The following is a 20132-nucleotide window of genomic DNA, read 5'->3' as shown; positions in this document are numbered from 1 at the left end:
GGTAAAGTCTGAGTATCACTTTTTATGTAGGAGAGATGTAACGTGCTACAGCAATTGATTTCCTTATTCAAAGATCAGTTATCGACAGACCCCACGGTATATTGCATGGATAATTATAGCGTATATCAGTTAGCGGATGGGCTTCGTTTCGGAATCGAAAGTTCCGCGTTGTCCGGGCGTGAAATCGACTTATTGAATTTAATCGCAGAACGCGTCGTCGTTTCAGCATCAACCGATACAACTTACTGGCATCAGCGTCTGGAATTATCGAGCGCCGTCGAGCACGAACCCTTCCGGATGACCCATTTCTTATTCAATCAACTCGATGATCGGACGACTGAAGATCTCGAACAGCTATTGACTTCTTTTTTCGACTCCTCGAGCATCTTTGTCCCCTTGACGACGACTCGACTGCTTGTCATTGAACGAGATGAGTTAGTGAGCGAACATGATTTAAATGACTTATTCACAGCTTTACAATCTGATTTTCTAACAGATGGAAAAGTATTAATCGGTCAACGCCGAATAAATGGAGATATCGCAGTCCAGTTCCGTCTAGAACAAGCAGCCCTTAACCTGCTTCCGTTCCGTGTCGAACGTTTCTTACCTGCCCTCACACGACTCGCTCTTTTATCGGAAACGGTCCGTGACGAGCTGACAGATCGCTTCATTGCACCACTCGAACCTGAATCGCGTGAGACGATTGATGCTTTCTGTCGTGCCAATCTGAATGTATCGTTGACAGCAAAACACTTATTTCTTCATCGTAACAGCCTTCAGTACCGACTTGACCGGTTGACAGAACAGACAGAAATCGATATTCGATCGTTTGAAGGTGCCGCCTTTTTATATACCTTGTTACTTCTAGCATAGTGCCCAAATGAAAACGGTTGCATTTCGTCATGTTGTCCATGTTCAGTTGATCCCTTTTCTTCTATACTAAGGATTGTAAGCGTTACATTACCCGATCACACTACTAGGAGGATATACACATGGCAGATATTCGTCTTGAACATATTGACAAAATTTATTCCGGCTCAGCAAAGGCCGTTGACGACTTTAACCTTCACATCCAAGACAAAGAATTCATCGTTTTCGTCGGACCATCAGGTTGTGGTAAATCAACGACACTTCGGATGATCGCTGGACTCGAAGAAATCTCAGGCGGAGATTTCATCATCGACGGTAAACGGATGAATGACGTCGCACCGAAAGACCGTGATATCGCAATGGTCTTTCAAAACTACGCACTCTACCCGCACATGAACGTGTTTGATAACATGGCATTCGGACTCAAGCTACGTAAGTTCCCGAAAGACGAAATCAAACAGCGCGTCGACAATGCGGCACGTATCCTTGGTCTGGAAGAGTACCTCGAGCGGAAACCAAAAGCATTATCAGGTGGACAGCGTCAACGTGTTGCAATCGGTCGTGCCATCGTTCGTGATGCAAAAGTCTTCTTGATGGATGAACCCCTCTCGAACTTGGATGCAAAACTCCGTGTTCAAATGCGTAAAGAAATCATCCAACTTCATAAACGTCTCGAAACAACGACGATTTATGTTACCCATGACCAAACAGAAGCAATGACGCTTGCGACGCGTATCGTCATCATGAAAGCAGGTCTCATTCAGCAGGTCGGTTCTCCTAAAGAAGTATACGATCACCCGGACAACATGTTCGTCGCCGGATTCATCGGATCCCCTTCGATGAACTTCCTAACAGGCAAACTGGCTGACGATGGACTTTTCCACGTCACAGGGACAGAAGAGAAGTTCGAAGTCCCTGAAGGCAAAATGAAAGTTCTCCGTGAACGCGGCTATACGAGCAAAGACCTCGTCCTCGGAATCCGTCCGGAAGACATTCATGCTGAATTGATTTATCAAGACACAAAAACAGCACACCGTTTCCCGGCACACATCGAAGTTTCCGAATTGATGGGTGCAGAATCGTATCTCTATTCCAAGGTAGGTAATCAAGCCTTCACAGCTCGTGTCGACTCACGCTCACACGTCGAGATGGGATCAGATCTCGACCTCTTCTTCGACATGACAAAAGCGCATTTCTTCGACGCTGCAACTGAAGCGACAATTCGTTAATTTCAACTGAATGTTTACTTTTCTAAGACTGTCCATTCGTGGGCAGTCTTTTTTATTGACAGACGTTCTTGTAACTTTGTATGATACTGCTTGTAGTCTTAAATTAATCCTATTCGAAAACTAGGAATTGAAATCATTTATTTTTAAAGGAGAGAGCGCTATGAAACACGGACTAAAGCTAGCAGTAGCAGCACTATCAACGGCGGGGGTGTTAGCAGCGTGCGGCGCTTCTAATGAAGAAGCAAGCAAAGACAGTAAGATGATTACGGTTGGTACTGAAGCGACATACCCACCATTTACGTATAAAGAAAAAGGCGAACTGACTGGTTATGACATCGATGTCATGAATGAAGTCGCTAAACGCGCCGGCTATAAAGTCGACTATAAAGCAATGGACTTTAAAGGATTGATTCCAGCACTTGATTCAGAACGTATCGATGTCATCGCGAACCAAATGGGTATCACGGATGAGCGGAAAGAAAAGTATGCATTTTCTGATGCATATACGGTATCCGGATCAACAATCATCGTCAATGAAAAAACGGACGACATCAAAACACTTGATGATTTAAAAGGTAAAGTCGTTGGTTCGACACAAGGTTCGCTTTATGCAAAGACAGCAGAAGATGCTGGCGCAAAAGTGAAGTATTATAAAGGTGCAAACCAAGTTTTAAAAGATCTTGAAGCAGGACGTGTTGATGCTGCGATGAACGATCGCTTGTTCGTTTTGACTGAACTCAAAAAAGCCGGTTATAAAGTGAAAGCAGTCGGAGAAACATTTGATAAAAATGAGTCTGGTTTCATGATGGCAAAAGATAGCAAGTATGCAGAGGACTTCAATGAAGCACTTGCAGAAATGAAAAAAGACGGTACACTTGCAGACATCGGTAAGAAATACTTTGACGAGGATATCAGTCAGTGACGGAATTGTTCACGATCGTTCGCGATAATGCGAACGTCTACGGAGAGGCGATTGGCATTACACTTCTTGCAAGTGGACTTGCCATCGTCTTTGCGCTTTTCCTCGGGTTGATTCTTGCCGTCATGCGTGACAGCCGCTTCACCGTCTTTAGCGGTTTCGCTCGATTGTATGTCTCGTTCTTCCGCGGAACACCTTTACTGTTACAGATTTTGATTTTATATAATGGTCTTGTCGCATTACAACTGACGGGCTTTCAGGCACTCGCTTTTGGATTATCACTGCACTTTTCCGCTTATATTTCGGAATCGTTCCGTGCCGCCATCGCTTCTGTCGATCGCGGGCAATGGGAAGCAGCTGATTCGCTCGGAATCCCGCGTCGGAAAACGTTCAAGGACGTCATCCTTCCTCAAGCATTATCACGCGCCATTCCGCCACTGTCGAATTCTGTCATCGATATCATTAAATCGACGTCACTCGGTACGCTTGTCGCTGTCGAAGAGTTAACGTATGTCTCGGATCAAATTTCTGCTACGACCTATCTCGTCATGCCACTTCTGCTGTTCTCAGCAGCGATTTACTGGATCATGTCGACGCTCGTACAGATGGTTCAACACCGCTTAGAAGTTCGCTTTAGCATCCCGAATTAAATGAAACCAACTTGGAATGGTCAGCACATTCCAAGTATTTTTTTGTTCTTTTTAAGGTTTAACACTAGGCAACACGGGAATAATCAAGTATACTAATAAAAAATCAGAATTATCTGATAACTTTAAAAGGAGCGTGGCCAAGATGAAACAAGTAATTGAAGCTTTCCGTAGACAAGATGCAGAACAGCGGATTCCAGTGCTACGCCTCGAGATTGATTATGAGCTCAGCACACTCTTTGATGCTATCCAAGTCAGTGACCAAGCTGCCGTAGTTGCCAGTAAAGAACGTCTAGATAAATACCGCCAGGAGATGCTTCGCCTAGAAGCGTGACCCTATAGATACCCATCTCAAATCCCCCTTGAGATGGGCTTTTTGTGCAAAAAAAATAGCCCGAAGGCTATTTTTAGGCTATGGCCAAACTCTAATGAAGGATTTATACCGATATGATCGTGTGTAACGCTTCCCTGTCTCGCCTCGTCTCAAAAGCGTCACTTTTCCGTTGACTCCTACGGGGAAAAGTGCGTTTTTAACGCACTGTCAGAGGTAGGCAAGACCCTGCTCGTTATCCGCTAGGATCAAGGAGCAACGGCTTGCCTCTCGCCCGAGGAATGCAACGGAACAGGGATAAGCTTTTATCTCACCCTATGTTACTTCGGCTAGACGCTGAAAATAGCCCGAAGGCTATTTTTTTAATCGACGTCACGTCCGCGAGACGCTTTCAAAATTTCGAACCACTGTTCACGTGACAATGTCAAACGCGTCGCATTGACCGCGGATTCAATCCGTTTGATTTTCCCTGAACCGACAATCGGCATGATGCGTGCCGGATGTTTCAAGAGCCACGCATAGGCGACTTCATCAATATCTGTCGCTCCGATTTGTTGTCCGATTTCTTCAAGCTTATCTCGTAAGACGCGATATTCTTCTTCTTTGAATAACCGTCCACCGGCGAGCGGACTCCATGCCATGACCGGCATCTCGTTTTCATGGCAAAGATCCACCGATCCATCTTCGAAATGTTTCAGTTCAGCAACTGAGAGTTCCAATTGATTCGTCACGAGCATGAACGGTAGACGTGATTGAATTAAACTTTGTTGAGCTGGCGTATGATTCGATAAACCGAACGTCCGAACTTTACCGGACTCTTTTAATTCAACAAACGCTTCGGCAATTTCGTTCGGGTCCATCAATGGATCCGGTCGGTGAATCAATAACGTATCAATGTATTCGACACCAAGTTCCTTTAATGAACGTGTCGCATTTTCAATGATATGTTCTTTTGTTGTATCGTAAAATGAAAGGTTTTGATCGGAATAGTAGTTCCCTTTCATCTTGATCCCCGTTTTCGTCACAATCTCCATTCGTTCACGTAATTCTGGTTTTAAGGCCAACGCTTCTCCGAACAAACCTTCATTCGTATAATCCCCGTAAATGTCCGCATGATCAAACGTCGTGATCCCAAGCGCTAAACATTGCTCAATCAAAGCAAGACGTTCTTCTGCTGTCATGTTCCACTCATTTAATCGCCATAATCCATGAATCACACGCGAAAATGACAATTCTTCTGTTAGTTGAATTCGTTCCATTCCAATTCATCCTTTCGATCTCGTACTTTTTCTGTCCCATTTAACTCTACAGGAAGTTGGTAACGGTTGCACGGATTTCGCTTTTCACAAAAAGGCACGAGATACCTGTCCGGTACTCGTGCCTTGATAATCATTTAGTCAACGGTCTTACTGAATTTGTTCCACTTCTTGCATCACTTCATCTTCAATCAGTTGACGTTTACGTGTCGTATCCGCCGCATCCGGTGAAGTTACACTGAAGTAAAACTTGATTTTCGGTTCCGTTCCTGATGGGCGGAGGCAGAACCATGAACCATCCTCAAGCGTGAACTTCAGCACGTTCGATTTCGGAAGATTGATTGGCGATGGTTTGTGTTGAATCAAGTCGTGCGCCATGCTCGCATCGTAATCTTCGAACAAGACCACTTTCTCTCCCGCCACTTGTTTGGGTGGGTTTTCACGGAACGTGTTCATGATTCGTCCAATTTGTTCCACTCCGTCCTTTCCTTTTAACGTCAGTGAACGTAACGACTCTTCGAAGTAACCGAACTGTTCGTAAATGGCTTGTAATGCCTCATACAACGTCCGTCCTTCTTTCTTATGGTACGCTGCCATCTCTGCTGCGAGTAAGCACGCCTGGACAGCATCCTTGTCGCGACAAAAATCGCCGATCAAATAACCGTAACTTTCTTCATAACCGAACAGGTATTCATATTCACCTGACGCATTATATTGTTTAATTTTTTCACCGATGAATTTAAAGCCCGTTAATGTGTTTTCGACATGCAGATTGTAATGACGGGCAATTAACGCACCGAGTTCTGATGTTACGATTGTTTTCGCGACAAAGCCGTTCGCCGGTAATGTACCTTGGGCTGATTTTTGCGACAGGATGTAGTCGAGTAACAATGCACCCGTTTGGTTTCCTGTCAGTACCGTCCATTCCCCACTTGCATCGCGCGTCGCTACACCGACGCGGTCTGCATCAGGATCTGTCGCGAGCAGTACATCCGCGTCGACCCGATTCCCGTATTCGATGGCAAGTTCAAACGCAGCGTGTTCTTCCGGGTTCGGTGACGAAACCGTTGGGAACGCCCCGTCCGGTTTTGCTTGTTCTTCAACGACCGTCACGTTTTCAAAACCGTAGTTCTTTAGTCCGACAGTAACAGGAACAAGACCTGTTCCGTGAAGTGGCGTGAACACAATTTTTAATGAATCTTGCAACTCGTCTTGAATCGCCGGTAAAACACGAATCGTTTTTAATTTTTCTTGATACGCATCATCGATTTGTTCTCCGACACGAACGATAAGTCCATTTGCCCGAAGGACTTCTTCTGCTTCTAACACGATCGATAGTTCATCTTCAACTTGATCGACATACGATACGAGTTCATCCGCTTCTTTTGGCGGCAATTGTCCACCGTCATTACCGTATACTTTGTAACCATTGTACTCAGGCGGGTTGTGGCTTGCCGTAATGACGATCCCCCCTGCAGCGCGAAGCTCACGTACAGTAAACGATAATTCTGGTGTCGGACGTAGTCCATCGAATAAATATGCTTTAATGCCATTGCTTGCAAGCGTTTTTGCTGCTTCTAAAGCAAACTCAGGCGAAAAGTGACGCGAGTCATGTGCAATGACGATTCCTTGCGTGACAGCTTCTTCCCCTGCCGCTTTAATAAAGTCTGCAAACCCTTGAGATGCTTTACGGACTGTGTAAACGTTCATCCGGTTCGTACCGACACCGATTTCTCCACGCATACCGCCAGTACCAAACTCAAGTTCTTTATAAAAAGCGTCCTCTGCCGCTTTATCATCTGCTGATAACGCGACGAGCTCTTCTTTCAATTCAGGCTCTAATTTTTCAAACTGATTCCACTTTTGATAGGTCTCTTTCCATGACATATTCATTCCACTCCTTTAATTTATCGAAGTCACACTTGCGATGAAGCGTCACCTTTCATATGATTAATCTAGAAAGGTCGAGGTGATTCAAATGTTTCCAACCATTCAAATGGCGGACTTACAACAACTCGTCCACTCGGATCAAATCCGTTGGTTCGATTGCCGCTACGATTTACGTGATCCGAATTATGGTCGTCTAGCTTTTGAGGACCAACATGTGCCTGGTGCACTGTATCTAGATTTAGCAAATGATTTATCAGGACCCGTATCCTCTACGGGCGGGCGTCATCCTTTACCGTCGAAAGAAAAATGGATTCAAACGCTAGAAGCGCACGGCATTAAAAATGATGACTTCGTCGTCTTATATGATGATGGTTTTCCTTATGCAGCACGCGCATGGTGGCTTTTCAAATGGGCCGGTCATGAACGCGTCGTCGTACTCGAAGGCGGCCTCTCCTCTTACCTTGCGTTTGACTATCCGATGACACAAGATTTGGAATCCTTCGCGCCTTCTACATACGACGCTGAGTTCCAAGATGACATGCTCGTCGATTTTGAGACAGTCAAAGGACGTTCGACGGATACGCTACTCGTCGACTCTCGTTCCCCTGACAGATTCAAGGGTCAGAACGAAACGATTGATGCTGTAGCTGGTCACATTCCCGGTGCTGTCAATTGTTTCTTCGAAGAAGCGATTTCACCCGACGGAAGACTGAAAGATGCAGAAGATTTAAAGGAGCTTTATGCTCCGTTACTTGAAGAAGCATCTCCGATCCTCTATTGTGGTAGCGGTGTGACAGCTTGCGTCAACATACTCGCATTACACTCGCTCGGTAAAAATGATGTTCGGCTATACGCTGGTTCTTATAGCGACTGGATTAGTCAAACGAACGATATTTCATAATTTTTAAAAGCCTGATTAGATCAGGCTTTTTCTTATGATCAAACTTGAACCGGCTTGATGTTCCAAATCGCGTTCGCATATTCTTTAATCGTCCGGTCACTCGAGAAGACACCTGATTTTCCAATGTTCATAATAACCATCTGGTACCACTTCTCAGGGTTTTGATACGTCCGGTCGATTCGTTCTTGTGCCTGCTGATACGACTGGAAGTCTTTTAAAATCAAGTACTCATCGTTATACGTGATGAGCGAGTCATAAATCGCTTGAAACTCCCCAACCGGGAATAATGAACCATCAACTAAGCTATCGACGATTCTCCGTAACTCCGGTTGTGAACTGTATTGGTCGTATGCATTATAGCCACCGTACTTTTTATAGTTCATGACCTCTTGCGGTGTAAGTCCGAAAATAAAGATATTTGCATCCTCGACCTCGTCCCGAATCTCAATGTTCGCTCCGTCAAGTGTCCCGATTGTCAAGGCCCCGTTCATCATGAACTTCATGTTTCCTGTACCAGACGCTTCATAACTCGCCGTCGAGATCTGCTCACTGACATCACTCGCCGGGAAGATTTTTTCAGCAAGCGAAACACGATAGTTTTCTAAGAACACGACTTTCATGTAAGGGCTGACTTCCGCATCAGAATTAATCAATTTTGCGAGTGCATTGATGTAACGAATGACTTCTTTCGCATAATGATACCCCGGAGCTGCTTTTGCTCCGAAAATAAAGGTCCGTGGTGTCATCTTGAAGGATTTATCTTCTTTTAGACGGTAATACAACGAATGGATATGCAAAGCATTAAGTAACTGGCGTTTATAGGCATGGAGACGCTTGACTTGCACATCAAAAATCGAATATGGATCGACAGTAATGCCTGTCTCCGCTTCAATCAATCGAGCAAGTTCCTGTTTATTTTCAAGCTTAATTTGTTTGATATCCTGTTGGAGTTGACGATCTTCCGACCATTTCGTCAACTTTTGCAAGTCTGACGGATGATTGATCCAGCTATCTCCAATCGCTTCCGTCACACGGTTCGCGAGTTGCGGGTTCGATAACAACAACCAGCGACGATGCGTAATCCCGTTCGTTTTATTGTTGAAACGAAGTGGGAACATCTCGTAAAACAGACGCATCTCCCGTTGTTTCAGGATTTCAGTATGAATCTGTGCGACGCCGTTCGTCGAATGTGTCCCGACAACTGCTAAGTTCGCCATGTTGATCCGTCCATCGGCGATGATGGCGATTTCTTGCATGTGTGAAGCAAGGTGTGGATAGTTATCAAGAACGTCCTGACAGAAGCGACGATTAATTTCCTCGATGATTTGATAAATCCGCGGTAATAAATTTCTAAATAAGTCGACCGGCCAGCGCTCGAGCGCTTCGGCGAGCAATGTATGGTTCGTAAACGACATGACACTCTTCGTGATGCGCCACGCTTCTTCCCACTCATAGCCTTCCTCATCAATTAGAATCCGCATCAGTTCTGGAATCGCGACGACTGGGTGTGTGTCGTTGATATGAATCGCGATTTGATTTCCGAGCTGTTTAAACGATGCATTTCGTTTTTTGTGAGACAAGAGAATACTCCGTAAGCCGGCGGCAACAAAGAAATATTGTTGCTTCAAACGTAGGACTTTCCCTTCGTACGTCGTATCGTCCGGATAAAGAAACTCTGAAATCGTTTGAATCGATTGTTTATGTGCAAGTAAATCTTTATAGTTCCCGCTGTGCTGGTGCAACAGTTCATCATCATCATATGGAGATTCTGCGCTCCAAAGACGCAAGTTATTGACGACACCATTTTGATAGCCGACGATTGGCATATCATACGGGACGGCCCGGACAATTTCAGCTGGTTCATGATGGACACGGTACCCGCCGTCTACTTCCTCGAGCCAGACGTGTCCACCGAACGGAATATCGACTGCCTTATCGGGACGACGTATCTCCCACATGTTTCCGTTTTTGAGCCAGTTATCCGGGAGTTCGACTTGATAGCCGTCGATGATTTTTTGTTTAAATAAACCATACTGGTATCGAATTCCGTTCCCGTGTCCAGGTAGACCGAGAGCTGCCAACGAGTCTAAGAAACATGCTGCTAATCGTCCGAGCCCTCCGTTACCAAGTCCTGGTTCCGGCTCTTCTTCCGTCAAGTCTGCTAGGTCGTAGCCAAGTTCCTCTAATCCCTCGCGAGCTTCCTCGAGTACGTCTAAGCTCAGCAAGTTGTTGTACAGAAAACGTCCGAGCAAAAATTCGAGCGAGAAATAGTAGACTTGCTTACTCTTTTTATGGATATAGGTTTCCTTCGTGTGCATCCAATCTGATGTGACATATTCCCGGACCATGTAGGCGAGTGTTTGATACACATCATTCTCTGTTGCTTCACTCAGTGCTTTTCCGTGCATCGACACAAACCGCTCATTAAACCTCTTCTTGAACTTCTCTTTATCTTTAAACATGCCAAAACCTCATTTCTCTTAATCCCAATCAGTCAACAGATGGTGCGATGAGATGATAGAGTGCTAAATATTCATCGGCTGAGCGAATCCAGCTAAAATCTTCTTCCATTGCTGTCTCAATCAGATGCTTAAAGACTGGTTTATCTTGATAGACATCAATCGTTCGCTTGATCGCGTCAAGGAAGTCATGTGCATTATAATTCGAGAACGAGAAGCCATTTCCCTCTAATGTAAATTGATTGAATGGTGTCACCGTGTCTCGCAAACCACCTGTTTCACGGACGACAGGTAAAGAACCATACTTCATCGAAATCAATTGACTGAGTCCACACGGTTCAAAGCGTGACGGCATCAAGAACGCGTCGCTCCCTGCATAAATACGTTGAGCGAGTCCGACGTCAAAGCCGATGTATGAAGCCACTTTATCCGGACGAATTGTTGTCGCATGGTGGAACAAGCCCTCGTATTCCGCCTCACCTGACCCGAGAATGATAAACTGCGCGTCGAGTTCGAATAAATCAGGTAAAATGTGCGCAAGTAAATCAATTCCTTTTTGGTCGACAAGACGCGACACGAATCCGAAAAGTGGAACATCCGGATTGACCGGTAAACCCAATTCTTTTTGCAATGCTTCTTTATTTACTGCTTTTCCTTCTTCAGCCGTCTCAACATCATAATTCTCGACAAGATGCTCGTCTGTTTCCGGATTGAATTGACGGTAGTCAATTCCGTTTAAAATCCCACGAACATCGACTGCCCGGTGTTGCAAGATGGATTCTAGACTCTCACCATAGTACGGGTCCATGATTTCATCCCGATACGATGGGCTGACCGTCGTAATTTGATTGGCGTGAACAAGTCCCGCTTTCATATAGTTGACGAGACCGTTATGCGCAAGTCCATCCATCGTAAAGTGTTCATGACTGAGGCCAAGTAAATCGCCAAGAACTTCTTCCGGGAAAATACCTTGGTACTGCAAATTATGAATCGTAAAGACCGTTTTGATGTCTTGATAACGCTCAAGGTGTTGGTAATGAATTCGTAAGAAAGCTGGAATGACACCGGTCTGCCAATCATGACAATGAATGACATCTGGTACTTCCGCACGATCAAGGTGTTGAATCATCTCGAGCACCGCCCGGGAAAAGTATGCGAAACGCTCCGCATCGTCGTAATGACCATAAATAATCCCATCTCGATTAAAGTAATATTCATTATCGATGAAATAAAATGTGACACCATCCTGTTTCAGACGTAGGACGGCACCAAACTGTTGCCGCCAGCCGACGGGTACGATGAAATCGAATAAAAATTCCATTTCCGACTTGAACTGTTCTTTAATTTGACCATAGTTCGGTAAGACAACGAATACTTCCGCACCCTCTTCAGCAAGCGCTAAAGGGAGCGAGCCGACGACGTCAGCTAGCCCCCCCGTCTTGATGAAGGGTGTCGCTTCTGTGGCAGCAAACCATACCTTCATGATGACATCCCCTTTAAACGATTGTTTGTTTTTTGATGACGATCGGTTCTTCCGCCGTTCCACGAATCACTTGTCCACGTTTGACAGTGACTTCTTTATCGAGAATCGCGTATTCGACGACTGCACCTTCTTCGATGACCGATTTTTGCATGATGATTGAATTTTTAACACGAGCATGTTTCCCGACTTTCACACCCCGGAATAAGATGCTGTCTTTCGCTGTTCCTTCTAATTTACATCCATTCGCGACGAGCGAGTTCTTGATCGTCGAGCCTGGGAGATAACGTGTCGGTGGTTCATGCTTAATCTTCGTGTAGACATGTTGGAAATCATTGATTGCTCCCCACTGCTCGAGCAATAGCATGCTTTCACGGTAATACGAGCGTAGTGAGTGGATGACTTGTGATGTGCCCTGATACTCGTACCCATGAACATGCAGACGGTTCAACTGCGAGCGAATGATGCTTTGAAGCAAATCATATTCGCCACGACCGACTGCTTCGTCAACGAGACGGACGAACAGGTTTTTCGATAGGACGACTGTTTCCATATAGAATGTTTCGTCAGACGGTTCAAAACCGCGCGAACCAATCGCTGTCACTCGATTTTGATCACCAAAACGAATCGGACGGCAATATTTACATGGCAAGTCACGCTTCGTATAGACGACTGTGATGTCAGCATTCGATTCTTTATGTTCACGCAAGACATCGCGATAATCTACTGCCGATAACACATTCGAACCCGAAATCACGAGGTAGTTTTCTTTACTACGCAAGAAGAAGTCGCGGTGTAAATGGAAGTTTGATAAATCGCCCCGGAATTCATGGGCATCTTGTGATAATGCCGGTGGGAAGATATAGAGTCCCCCGTTCGAACGGTCAAGATCCCACTCTTTTCCCGACCCAAGGTGGTCCATCATCGCTCGGTACTTTTCAAGCGTAAAGACACCAATGTTGGCGATTTCATTTTGTACCATGTTCGTCAACGTGAAATCAATCAACCGATACCGTCCGGCGAACGGAACCGCGGCTAAATTTCGATGCTCCGTCAGTTCTTTAAAGAATCCTTCTTCTCCACTTAAATTAATGACACCCAATAGATCTGCTTTCATCGGTAGTTCCCCCTTATTGAATCGCTTCTTTTACGACTTCATTTTTCTTGATGACACTATTTGCCTCGATGACGAACACTTCGCCGCCCGGTGTACCGATTGTTGCGCCGTCTTCGACGACGACGCCGTCCGCTAAAATCGCACGATGAATCGTGACATCTTTTCCGATTTTGACATTCGGGAAAATGACCGAATCTTTCACGAGTGCACCTTCCGCGACATCAACGCCGTAGAAGAGAACGGAATGGTTGATTTCACCTTCAATGTGACAGCCTTCATTGATGATTGACGTTTCAATCGTCGCATTGTTTCCGATGTACTGTGGTTGTTGATTCGGGTTAACGGAATGTACTTTCCACGATGGTTCATACAAGTCGAACTCTGGTTCCGCTTCAAGTAAATCCATATTCGCTTCCCATAACGACTGGATTGTCCCAACATCTTTCCAATATCCTTTAAATTTGTACGCGCGAATATTTAAGTTTTCAAACAACATATTCGGAATAATGTTTTTCCCGAAGTCAAAGCTTGACTCGGCATCCCCGGCGTCTTGAATAAGGTGACGTTTTAAAATATCCCAGTTGAAGACGTATATGCCCATTGAGGCTAAGTTCGATTTTGGATTTTCAGGTTTTTCTTCAAACTCATTGATCCGTAAATCATCATCTGTGTTTAAGATTCCAAAACGTGGTGCTTCTTCCCACGGCACTTCACGGACTGAAATCGTTACATCTGCCCCACCTTGACGATGCTCTTCAATCATCTTCTCATAATCCATCTTATAGATATGGTCTCCAGATAGGACAAGGACATAGTTTGGATCGTATTGATTGATGTAACTCATGTTCCGATAAATCGCGTTGGCCGTTCCTTCATACCAGTTCTTTCCGTTTTGGGCTTGATATGGAGGCAAGATCGTTAATCCCCCGTTTCGACGGTCTAAGTCCCAGGCACTCCCGATTCCGAGATAACGGTTCAATTCTAGTGGTTCATATTGCGTTAAGACACCGACTGTATCGATTCCCGAGTTCGTACAGTTCGATAATGGGAAATCAATGATTCGATATTTCCCTCCGAACGCAACTGCTGGTTTTGCAGTGTGTTTCGTAAGTGCTCCTAGACGTTTTCCTTCTCCACCAGCAAGTAGCATTGCCACAACATTCTTTTTAGCCATTTCGTCCCCTCCAGTTTATGCTCTTTCTTTACAGTCAGACCATGATGTAGTTTTTATACAGATACTCTTATATACCCACCTTTTCTCTTTTTAATATAACATTCCTGCAAAATAGGTTTATTAAAATACGAAATTCAGAAAAAAATCTATTCCTTTGCTTAAAAGAGACCGATAATAAGAAGGAAATGTCTTTTGAGAGGAGTTTTCATGAGAATTACGACTGGCTACCTTTTATTAATTGGACTTACTATCGGTTTACTTTTGACGTTGTTTTCCGTTCGCGACCAACTCGAGACGTCCCGCAAACTTTTCCATTGGGCAGATGTACAGACGACCCGTCAACCATTGACGTCGTACAAACCGATCACTGTCACATACGGCAAAGAGAAGGTAAAGTTGTACGATGGACTTCGCCGTGATGATTTAACAGCAAATGCGTTACCTAAAAAGGTCGAACAAACCTTCATCGCTATCGAAGATCAACGTTTCTATCAGCATGGTGGTTATGATATTACAGGAATTCTTCGCGCATTCACTGAAAATCAATCGACTGACCAAAAAGGGCAAGGTGGCAGTACGATTACACAACAATTGGCTCGAATGACGTATCTTTCAAATGAAAAAACATATACTAGAAAAATAAAAGAACTTTTAATCGCCATTTCATTGGAGCAAAAATACTCCAAAAAAGAACTCTTAACGGCATATGTCAATCAAGCCTATTTCGCAAATAATATTTATGGAATCGAACTGGCATCATCGGCGTACCTCGGAAAAAAGGCGAACGATTTGACGTGGGCAGAAGTGAGTTATCTAGCGGCGATTCCAAACAACCCCACACTATACGATCCGTTACGTTCACCTCAAAATACAGAAAAACGTCAACAGCGGATTTTAAAAATTTTAGCAAATACAGACACGATACCAAAATCGATTAAAACAAAAGAAATTGCATTGTCCTTCAATAAGCCGGTCATCCCATTCCCTGACTATATTGATGCAAGTGTCAAGGAAGCAATCCGTCAAACGGCCGCCATCAAAAAATTAGATTATGAGGCCGCACAACAATATCTGCATCAACATGGCGCGACGATTGCGACTTATTTGGATTCAACGGAGCAAACACGGGCCAAACAATCCATCGTGGCACTACCTAAGGAAATCGAAGGTGCTTATGTTGGAATTGATGGACGAACGCATGGTGTGACAGCACTTGTCGGCCATAAAACTGACTTACCTGGTCAATTCAATCGGGCAACACAATCCTTTCGTCAACCGGGATCCACATTAAAGCCCTTACTCGTCTATGGACCATACCTCGAGAAAACAAAAGCCACGTTAAGTAGTCCTCTTGACGGTCGTCCTGTTTGCTTTGACGGCTATTGTCCTGAAAATAGCGGGAACCGGATTCTTGGTGAAGTCACACTTGCCGATGCCATTGCCTATTCCTATAACACGCCAGCCCTTCGTGCGTTTTCTGTCTCCTTCGCTGAAGGATTAAAAGCGATTCGTCCGTTTAAATTCAGCCAATGGTCGAAGCAAGACAATGCCTACACGAGTGCGTTAGGTGGATTAAAATATGGTGTTAGTCCTTACGAGTTAACGAATGCCTATACAACGTTTGTTAATGACGGCTTGTATAGTCCAGCATCCATGGTTCGAACCATCACCTTATCGAAAGGCGAAGGGACGCTGTATCGGCATACTGTTCAAAATAATCGCATTTGGTCGAGTCGGACAAACCAGGTGTTACGTAAAGGATTGACGAATGTCATGACATACGGAACAGGGCGTCTTGGTTATGATGCACGCCCCACTTATATCGGTGGAAAAACAGGGACGACGAATGATAATAAAGATATGTGGTTCGTCGGAATCAAAGATCAACACATAGGAGGGATTTGGTTAGGCGCAGACATCCCACGACCTTTCCCTGCCGAGGCCAACTCAACGCTTCAAGTAAGGACGTGGGCTAACATTCTACGCTGACGATCATTTCGGGAATAAAATCGCTTCGCCTAACGAATTGAACAAAGTCAATCCGACCCAGGCTAAGCCAGCCAGTAAGATGCCCCATGCAAGAAACAAAAAGACAATCAAGCCAATCGCTCCGGCCGCAGTCGTCATCTTGCTGATTTGAAAGGTATAAAAGAAAAAATAAATTAGGAATGAACTTGCTAATACGAGGCAGACGAGTGGGAACGATGTCATGAAAGCAAAGCTGATGCATCCACCTACGAGCAATAAAATGCTACCAGGTCGAAGCATACTGAGTGTCGTCCCAATCTGTTCCTTGATGAAGAAGGCAAACCCTAACTGATTGATTGTGTCTGAAATCAGTTTGAGCGTACTAAAAATCATAAAATAGACAATCAAAAAACCAAGCCAAACTAATAATTTAGTGTCACGTGCGCTCAAAATTTGTAACAATTCATTGTATACACCGACATCCTTTAGCCATGAGAGTGCTAACTCCGATGTCGCAATCGCAAGCGACGTACTGAACAACAGGATGCTAATCAACGGCGCATAACTTAACAGATAGACATTCGTCCGCATTTCCAATCTCCATTCATAGAAAATTCATATGTAGCACACAATTTCTCTTACAGGTATACTATAATAGATTATATCGGTTATTGAGACTGAAGGGGGAAGCAAAAATGGCATTTATTTTAATGATTGGTGTAAGTCTCGCTTTCTTGACAGCGATTTTCACTGCAGGCTACAACAAAAAACCTGAAGGTAACGAATAATAAAAAGGCGCTGATGCATCGAATAGGATGCGTCAGCGCTTTTTTGTGTTTAAAGTAGTCCAGCGTACCTTTGCTGCCGTAATGCTTCATACACGATAATTGCAGCCGTATTTGAGACATTTAGCGAACGAACTAAATTTGACTGCGGTAATCGAATACAACGATCTGCATTTTGGTCGATCACTTCAAGCGGTAAGCCTTTTGTTTCTCGACCGAATACAAAGAAGTAGTCTTCCTCGACATTTGACAAATCAATTTGACTTGGATACTGTTCCCCATACTTCGTGATGTAATAAAACTTCCCTTCCGGGTGCTTCTCCCATAATTCTTCGAGTGAATCATGATATCTTACATCAACAAACTCCCAATAATCGAGTCCGGCTCGTTTCAACTGCTTATCATCCGTTGAAAAACCTAATGGACGGATTAAATGAAGAACGGAATGTGTCGCAGCACACGTTCTTGAGATATTTCCTGTATTTTGAGGAATCTCTGGTTGATACATTACAACATGAATTGCCATTATCTTCTCTCTCCTATCTCATGCGCAAGTAGCGCTTGTTTATGATCGATTCCACTCGCAAACCCCGTCAACTTTCCGGATGCCCCGATGATTCGATGACAAGGATAAATCAGCGCGATCGGGTTTCGATTTAATGCCCCACCGACGGCTCGCGCTGCTTTTTCGGAACCCATCATTTTAGCTAATGTTCCATAACTCGCTGTTTCTCCGAATGGAATCCTTCGAAGATTCGTAAGAACACGCCGCTGAAAATCCGTCACGTCGAGGCGGCAACTAATGCGTTCTAGCGCATTTGGTAGACGATTTTCATAATCATCGAGAGCTTGTTTTAGATGCAGTGGAAGTGGCGCTTCGTACCGCTGTCCTTCTCGAACATATCGTTTAGCGCGCTCAGTATCAAGACCAAAATCTAAATAAACAACGACGTCGTCCTCCCAGGCAATCAGTAACTCTCCGAACGTGAACTTCACTTGTTTATACGGCATCGGGTTCCCTCCACTCCGACAAAAGACGCTCACCTTCCGTTTGGACATCCTGTGCGGAATCATTCATTAGTCGTTCTTCTACGTAACTTTTTTCATCGCCCCCCGCAATACGGCCAATCGCCCAGAGCGCGAGAGCCCGCATATCATCACGTGGATCTGTTTCTGCCATCAAGCGCAGAGCATCAAGCGCTGTCTTGTCTCGATAATGGACGAGTGCACAAATCGCATTTCGTTGAATCGGCTTCTTTCCACGCCATGCTCCTGAAAGCGAACCGAATTTCGCTTTGAATTCACGATTGCTGAGCGACAAGATTGGAATTAAGAGTGGTTTGACTTGTTCCGGGTCCGGCTGCAATTCAGCATGTTGTGTCGCATGTTTTTTTCGATTGTAAGGACAAACTTGCTGACATGTATCACAGCCGTATAAGCGATTACCTAATGCGTAACGGAAATCTTCCGGAATCAGCGTCTTCGTTTGGGTAATAAAGGAGATACAGCGTTTCGCATCAATTACCCCCGGCTCGACTAATGCATCCGTCGGACAGGCATCGATGCACTTATTACACGTTCCGCAGAGTTCTTCAACCGCTTGATCAGGAGGTAAGTAAAGATCTGTAATCAATTCACCGAGATAAAGATAAGATCCATGTTCTTCGCTAATGATCGAACAATTCTTTCCGCTAAAACCAATTCCTGCCCGTTCTGCGACGGCGCGATCGACGAGTTCACCAGTATCCACCATCGAACGTGTCTTTGCTCCAGGCGATAACTCTTCGATTTTTTTCTCTAGTAGCTGGAGTCGTTGATTCAGCGCCTGATGATAATCAAGCCCCCAAGAAGAGCGACCAAAAATCCCACGCCGTTCCCCGGCTTTCCCACGTGGTGCATCCGTTAACTTACTCGGGTAAGCAACTGCAATCGCGATGATTGATACCGCGTCATCTAGCAACAGTTTCGGAGTTGTCCGTTTTTCGAGATCAGGTTCTTCAAAACCAGATGCATAATTTTTATCCTGCTGATCAATCAATCGTTGTTTCATCGTTAAAAATGGATCGGCCGTCGTCACCCGAAACACATCGATCCCAATCTCTAAAGCATATGCTTGAAGTGTTTCTTTAAGTTGTTCTCCGCGCATGACAGATCCCTCCTTTCATCATTCTATCCTAAACAAAAAGAGCAATGTGTCAGATGAAAACGACACGTTGCTCTTTTAAATAAGCGGGTGAAGGGAATCGAACCCTCATCATCAGCTTGGAAGGCTGAGGTTTTACCACTAAACTACACCCGCATGGGTTAAAACTAAGATTGTGAAAAGGTAAAGCGGGTGAAGGGAATCGAACCCTCATCATCAGCTTGGAAGGCTGAGGTTTTACCACTAAACTACACCCGCAAGATACCGGTGGTCGGAATCGAACCGACACTCCAAAGGAACACGATTTTGAGTCGTGCGCGTCTACCAGTTCCGCCACACCGGCACAATCTCTTGCAAAACTATTGAATTGAAAAGAATTGGAGGCGCCAGTCAGAATCGAACTGACGATAGAGGAGTTGCAGTCCTCTGCCTTACCACTTGGCTATGGCGCCACTCGTTGGAGCGGAAGACGGGATTCGAACCCGCGACCCCGACCTTGGCAAGGTCGTATTCTACCACTGAACTACTTCCGCTTAAAAAGCTGGGCTGGAAGGGATCGAACCTTCGCGTGCTGGAATCAAAATCCAGTGCCTTACCACTTGGCTACAGCCCAATAATAAGAGGGCGACTGATGGGAATTGAACCCACGAATGCCGGAATCACAATCCGGTGCGTTAACCACTTCGCCACAATCGCCATAATAAACAGGGGCAGCAGGAATCGAACCCGCGCTGACGGTTTTGGAGACCGTAGTTCTACCGCTAAACTATGCCCCTATGGTGGTGGGGGGGGGCGGATTCGAACCGCCGAACCCGAGGGAGCGCCGCGTTTAGCCACTTCGCTACCCCCCCACAAATGGGAAATCAACTTCATTCTTCTATAAAAGGTGGCTTTGGACGGAATCGAACCGCCGACACGAGGATTTTCAGTCCTCTGCTCTACCGACTGAGCTACAAAGCCTTA

Annotated in this window: 17 protein-coding genes and 10 tRNA genes; 7 read left to right on the top strand and 20 right to left on the bottom strand. The window is 45.0% G+C overall.

The annotated features are described in order from the left end of the window. The first annotated feature begins 42 nt into the window (after positions 1 to 42). The 5 genes from A0126_RS03415 (at position 43) to A0126_RS03395 (ending at position 3999) form a co-directional block, all read left to right on the top strand. Complete coding sequence (locus A0126_RS03415; RefSeq protein ID WP_088836447.1) at positions 43 to 873, top strand: helix-turn-helix domain-containing protein; 831 nt, start codon at positions 43 to 45, stop codon at positions 871 to 873. 119 nt (positions 874 to 992) lie between these two features. Continuing rightward, on the top strand, positions 993 to 2099 hold the full coding sequence (locus A0126_RS03410; protein ID WP_029332801.1) for an ABC transporter ATP-binding protein: 1107 nt from the start codon (positions 993 to 995) through the stop codon (positions 2097 to 2099). A 160-nt stretch (positions 2100 to 2259) separates the two neighbouring features. Continuing rightward, positions 2260 to 3021 carry a transporter substrate-binding domain-containing protein gene (locus A0126_RS03405; protein ID WP_088836446.1) on the top strand — a complete coding sequence of 254 codons (762 nt, stop codon included), beginning with the start codon at positions 2260 to 2262 and terminating at the stop codon, positions 3019 to 3021. Continuing rightward, on the top strand, positions 3018 to 3668 hold the full coding sequence (locus A0126_RS03400; RefSeq protein WP_088836445.1) for an amino acid ABC transporter permease: 651 nt from the start codon (positions 3018 to 3020) through the stop codon (positions 3666 to 3668). Before A0126_RS03405 ends, A0126_RS03400 begins: the two co-directional genes overlap by 4 nt. A 142-nt stretch (positions 3669 to 3810) precedes the next feature. After that, positions 3811 to 3999: a hypothetical protein gene (locus tag A0126_RS03395; protein WP_014969669.1), complete on the top strand. Its 189-nt coding sequence runs from the start codon at positions 3811 to 3813 to the stop codon at positions 3997 to 3999. A gap of 359 nt (positions 4000 to 4358) precedes the next feature. Here A0126_RS03395 and A0126_RS03390 read toward each other — a convergent pair whose 3' ends face one another. Both A0126_RS03390 and A0126_RS03385 read right to left on the bottom strand, forming a co-directional pair. Continuing rightward, the gene (locus A0126_RS03390; RefSeq protein ID WP_088836444.1) at positions 4359 to 5255 is read right to left on the bottom strand and encodes an aldo/keto reductase; all 897 of its coding nucleotides are present in this window, start codon (positions 5253 to 5255) and stop codon (positions 4359 to 4361) included. A 147-nt stretch (positions 5256 to 5402) separates the two neighbouring features. Continuing rightward, complete coding sequence (locus A0126_RS03385; RefSeq protein ID WP_088836443.1) at positions 5403 to 7139, bottom strand: phospho-sugar mutase; 1737 nt, start codon at positions 7137 to 7139, stop codon at positions 5403 to 5405. Positions 7140 to 7230: 91 nt separating this feature from the next. Here A0126_RS03385 and A0126_RS03380 point away from each other — a divergent pair, with 91 nt between their 5' ends. Further along, a complete protein-coding gene (locus A0126_RS03380; RefSeq protein WP_239456828.1) occupies positions 7231 to 8043 on the top strand; it encodes a sulfurtransferase in 813 nt (270 codons plus the stop codon). A gap of 38 nt (positions 8044 to 8081) precedes the next feature. On the opposite strand, the gene A0126_RS03375 is transcribed toward A0126_RS03380, so the two are convergent. From A0126_RS03375 to A0126_RS03360, 4 genes are read right to left on the bottom strand one after another with little or no spacing between them, the layout of a single operon-like run. Further along, on the bottom strand, positions 8082 to 10505 hold the full coding sequence (locus A0126_RS03375) for a glycogen/starch/alpha-glucan phosphorylase (protein ID WP_088836442.1): 2424 nt from the start codon (positions 10503 to 10505) through the stop codon (positions 8082 to 8084). 28 nt (positions 10506 to 10533) lie between these two features. Beyond that, complete coding sequence (gene glgA, locus A0126_RS03370; protein ID WP_088836441.1) at positions 10534 to 11985, bottom strand: glycogen synthase GlgA; 1452 nt, start codon at positions 11983 to 11985, stop codon at positions 10534 to 10536. Positions 11986 to 11998: 13 nt separating this feature from the next. Then, positions 11999 to 13099, bottom strand: coding sequence for a glucose-1-phosphate adenylyltransferase subunit GlgD (gene glgD / locus A0126_RS03365; protein ID WP_029332793.1), 1101 nt, complete (start codon positions 13097 to 13099; stop codon positions 11999 to 12001). Positions 13100 to 13112: 13 nt separating this feature from the next. Continuing rightward, entirely contained in the window at positions 13113 to 14273 is a 1161-nt protein-coding gene (locus A0126_RS03360) for a glucose-1-phosphate adenylyltransferase (protein ID WP_088836440.1), read from the bottom strand. 207 nt (positions 14274 to 14480) lie between these two features. Here A0126_RS03360 and A0126_RS03355 point away from each other — a divergent pair, with 207 nt between their 5' ends. Further along, complete coding sequence (locus A0126_RS03355; RefSeq protein WP_088836439.1) at positions 14481 to 16262, top strand: transglycosylase domain-containing protein; 1782 nt, start codon at positions 14481 to 14483, stop codon at positions 16260 to 16262. A 3-nt stretch (positions 16263 to 16265) separates the two neighbouring features. On the opposite strand, the gene A0126_RS03350 is transcribed toward A0126_RS03355, so the two are convergent. From A0126_RS03350 to A0126_RS03285, 14 genes are all read right to left on the bottom strand, one after another. Beyond that, on the bottom strand, positions 16266 to 16832 hold the full coding sequence (locus A0126_RS03350) for a DUF5366 family protein (RefSeq protein ID WP_029332790.1): 567 nt from the start codon (positions 16830 to 16832) through the stop codon (positions 16266 to 16268). A 246-nt stretch (positions 16833 to 17078) separates the two neighbouring features. Beyond that, positions 17079 to 17552, bottom strand: coding sequence for a tRNA (uridine(34)/cytosine(34)/5-carboxymethylaminomethyluridine(34)-2'-O)-methyltransferase TrmL (gene trmL, locus A0126_RS03345; RefSeq protein ID WP_088836438.1), 474 nt, complete (start codon positions 17550 to 17552; stop codon positions 17079 to 17081). Further along, entirely contained in the window at positions 17552 to 18037 is a 486-nt protein-coding gene (locus tag A0126_RS19775; protein WP_088836437.1) for a methylated-DNA--[protein]-cysteine S-methyltransferase, read from the bottom strand. The genes trmL and A0126_RS19775 overlap by 1 nt, the downstream gene beginning before the upstream one ends. Next, the gene (gene queG / locus A0126_RS03335; protein WP_088836436.1) at positions 18027 to 19172 is read right to left on the bottom strand and encodes a tRNA epoxyqueuosine(34) reductase QueG; all 1146 of its coding nucleotides are present in this window, start codon (positions 19170 to 19172) and stop codon (positions 18027 to 18029) included. The genes A0126_RS19775 and queG overlap by 11 nt, the downstream gene beginning before the upstream one ends. A gap of 82 nt (positions 19173 to 19254) precedes the next feature. Continuing rightward, a tRNA-Gly gene (locus tag A0126_RS03330) sits at positions 19255 to 19325 on the bottom strand. Positions 19326 to 19356: 31 nt separating this feature from the next. After that, positions 19357 to 19427, bottom strand: a tRNA-Gly gene (locus A0126_RS03325). Positions 19428 to 19431: 4 nt separating this feature from the next. Next, positions 19432 to 19512, bottom strand: a tRNA-Leu gene (locus A0126_RS03320). A 35-nt stretch (positions 19513 to 19547) separates the two neighbouring features. Then, positions 19548 to 19621: transfer RNA gene (locus A0126_RS03315), tRNA-Cys, on the bottom strand. 6 nt (positions 19622 to 19627) lie between these two features. Beyond that, a tRNA-Gly gene (locus A0126_RS03310) sits at positions 19628 to 19702 on the bottom strand. An 8-nt stretch (positions 19703 to 19710) separates the two neighbouring features. After that, positions 19711 to 19782, bottom strand: a tRNA-Gln gene (locus A0126_RS03305). 10 nt (positions 19783 to 19792) lie between these two features. Next, positions 19793 to 19865 (bottom strand) — tRNA-His (locus tag A0126_RS03300). A gap of 9 nt (positions 19866 to 19874) precedes the next feature. Beyond that, a tRNA-Trp gene (locus A0126_RS03295) sits at positions 19875 to 19945 on the bottom strand. A gap of 4 nt (positions 19946 to 19949) precedes the next feature. Beyond that, positions 19950 to 20020, bottom strand: a tRNA-OTHER gene (locus A0126_RS03290). A gap of 36 nt (positions 20021 to 20056) precedes the next feature. Then, positions 20057 to 20129, bottom strand: a tRNA-Phe gene (locus tag A0126_RS03285). Positions 20130 to 20132: the final 3 nt, after the last annotated feature.

Source organism: Exiguobacterium sp. N4-1P (genome assembly GCF_002214325.1).
The sequence above is the reverse complement of the archived record's forward strand: the minus strand, read 5'-3'. Positions and strand labels throughout refer to the sequence as shown.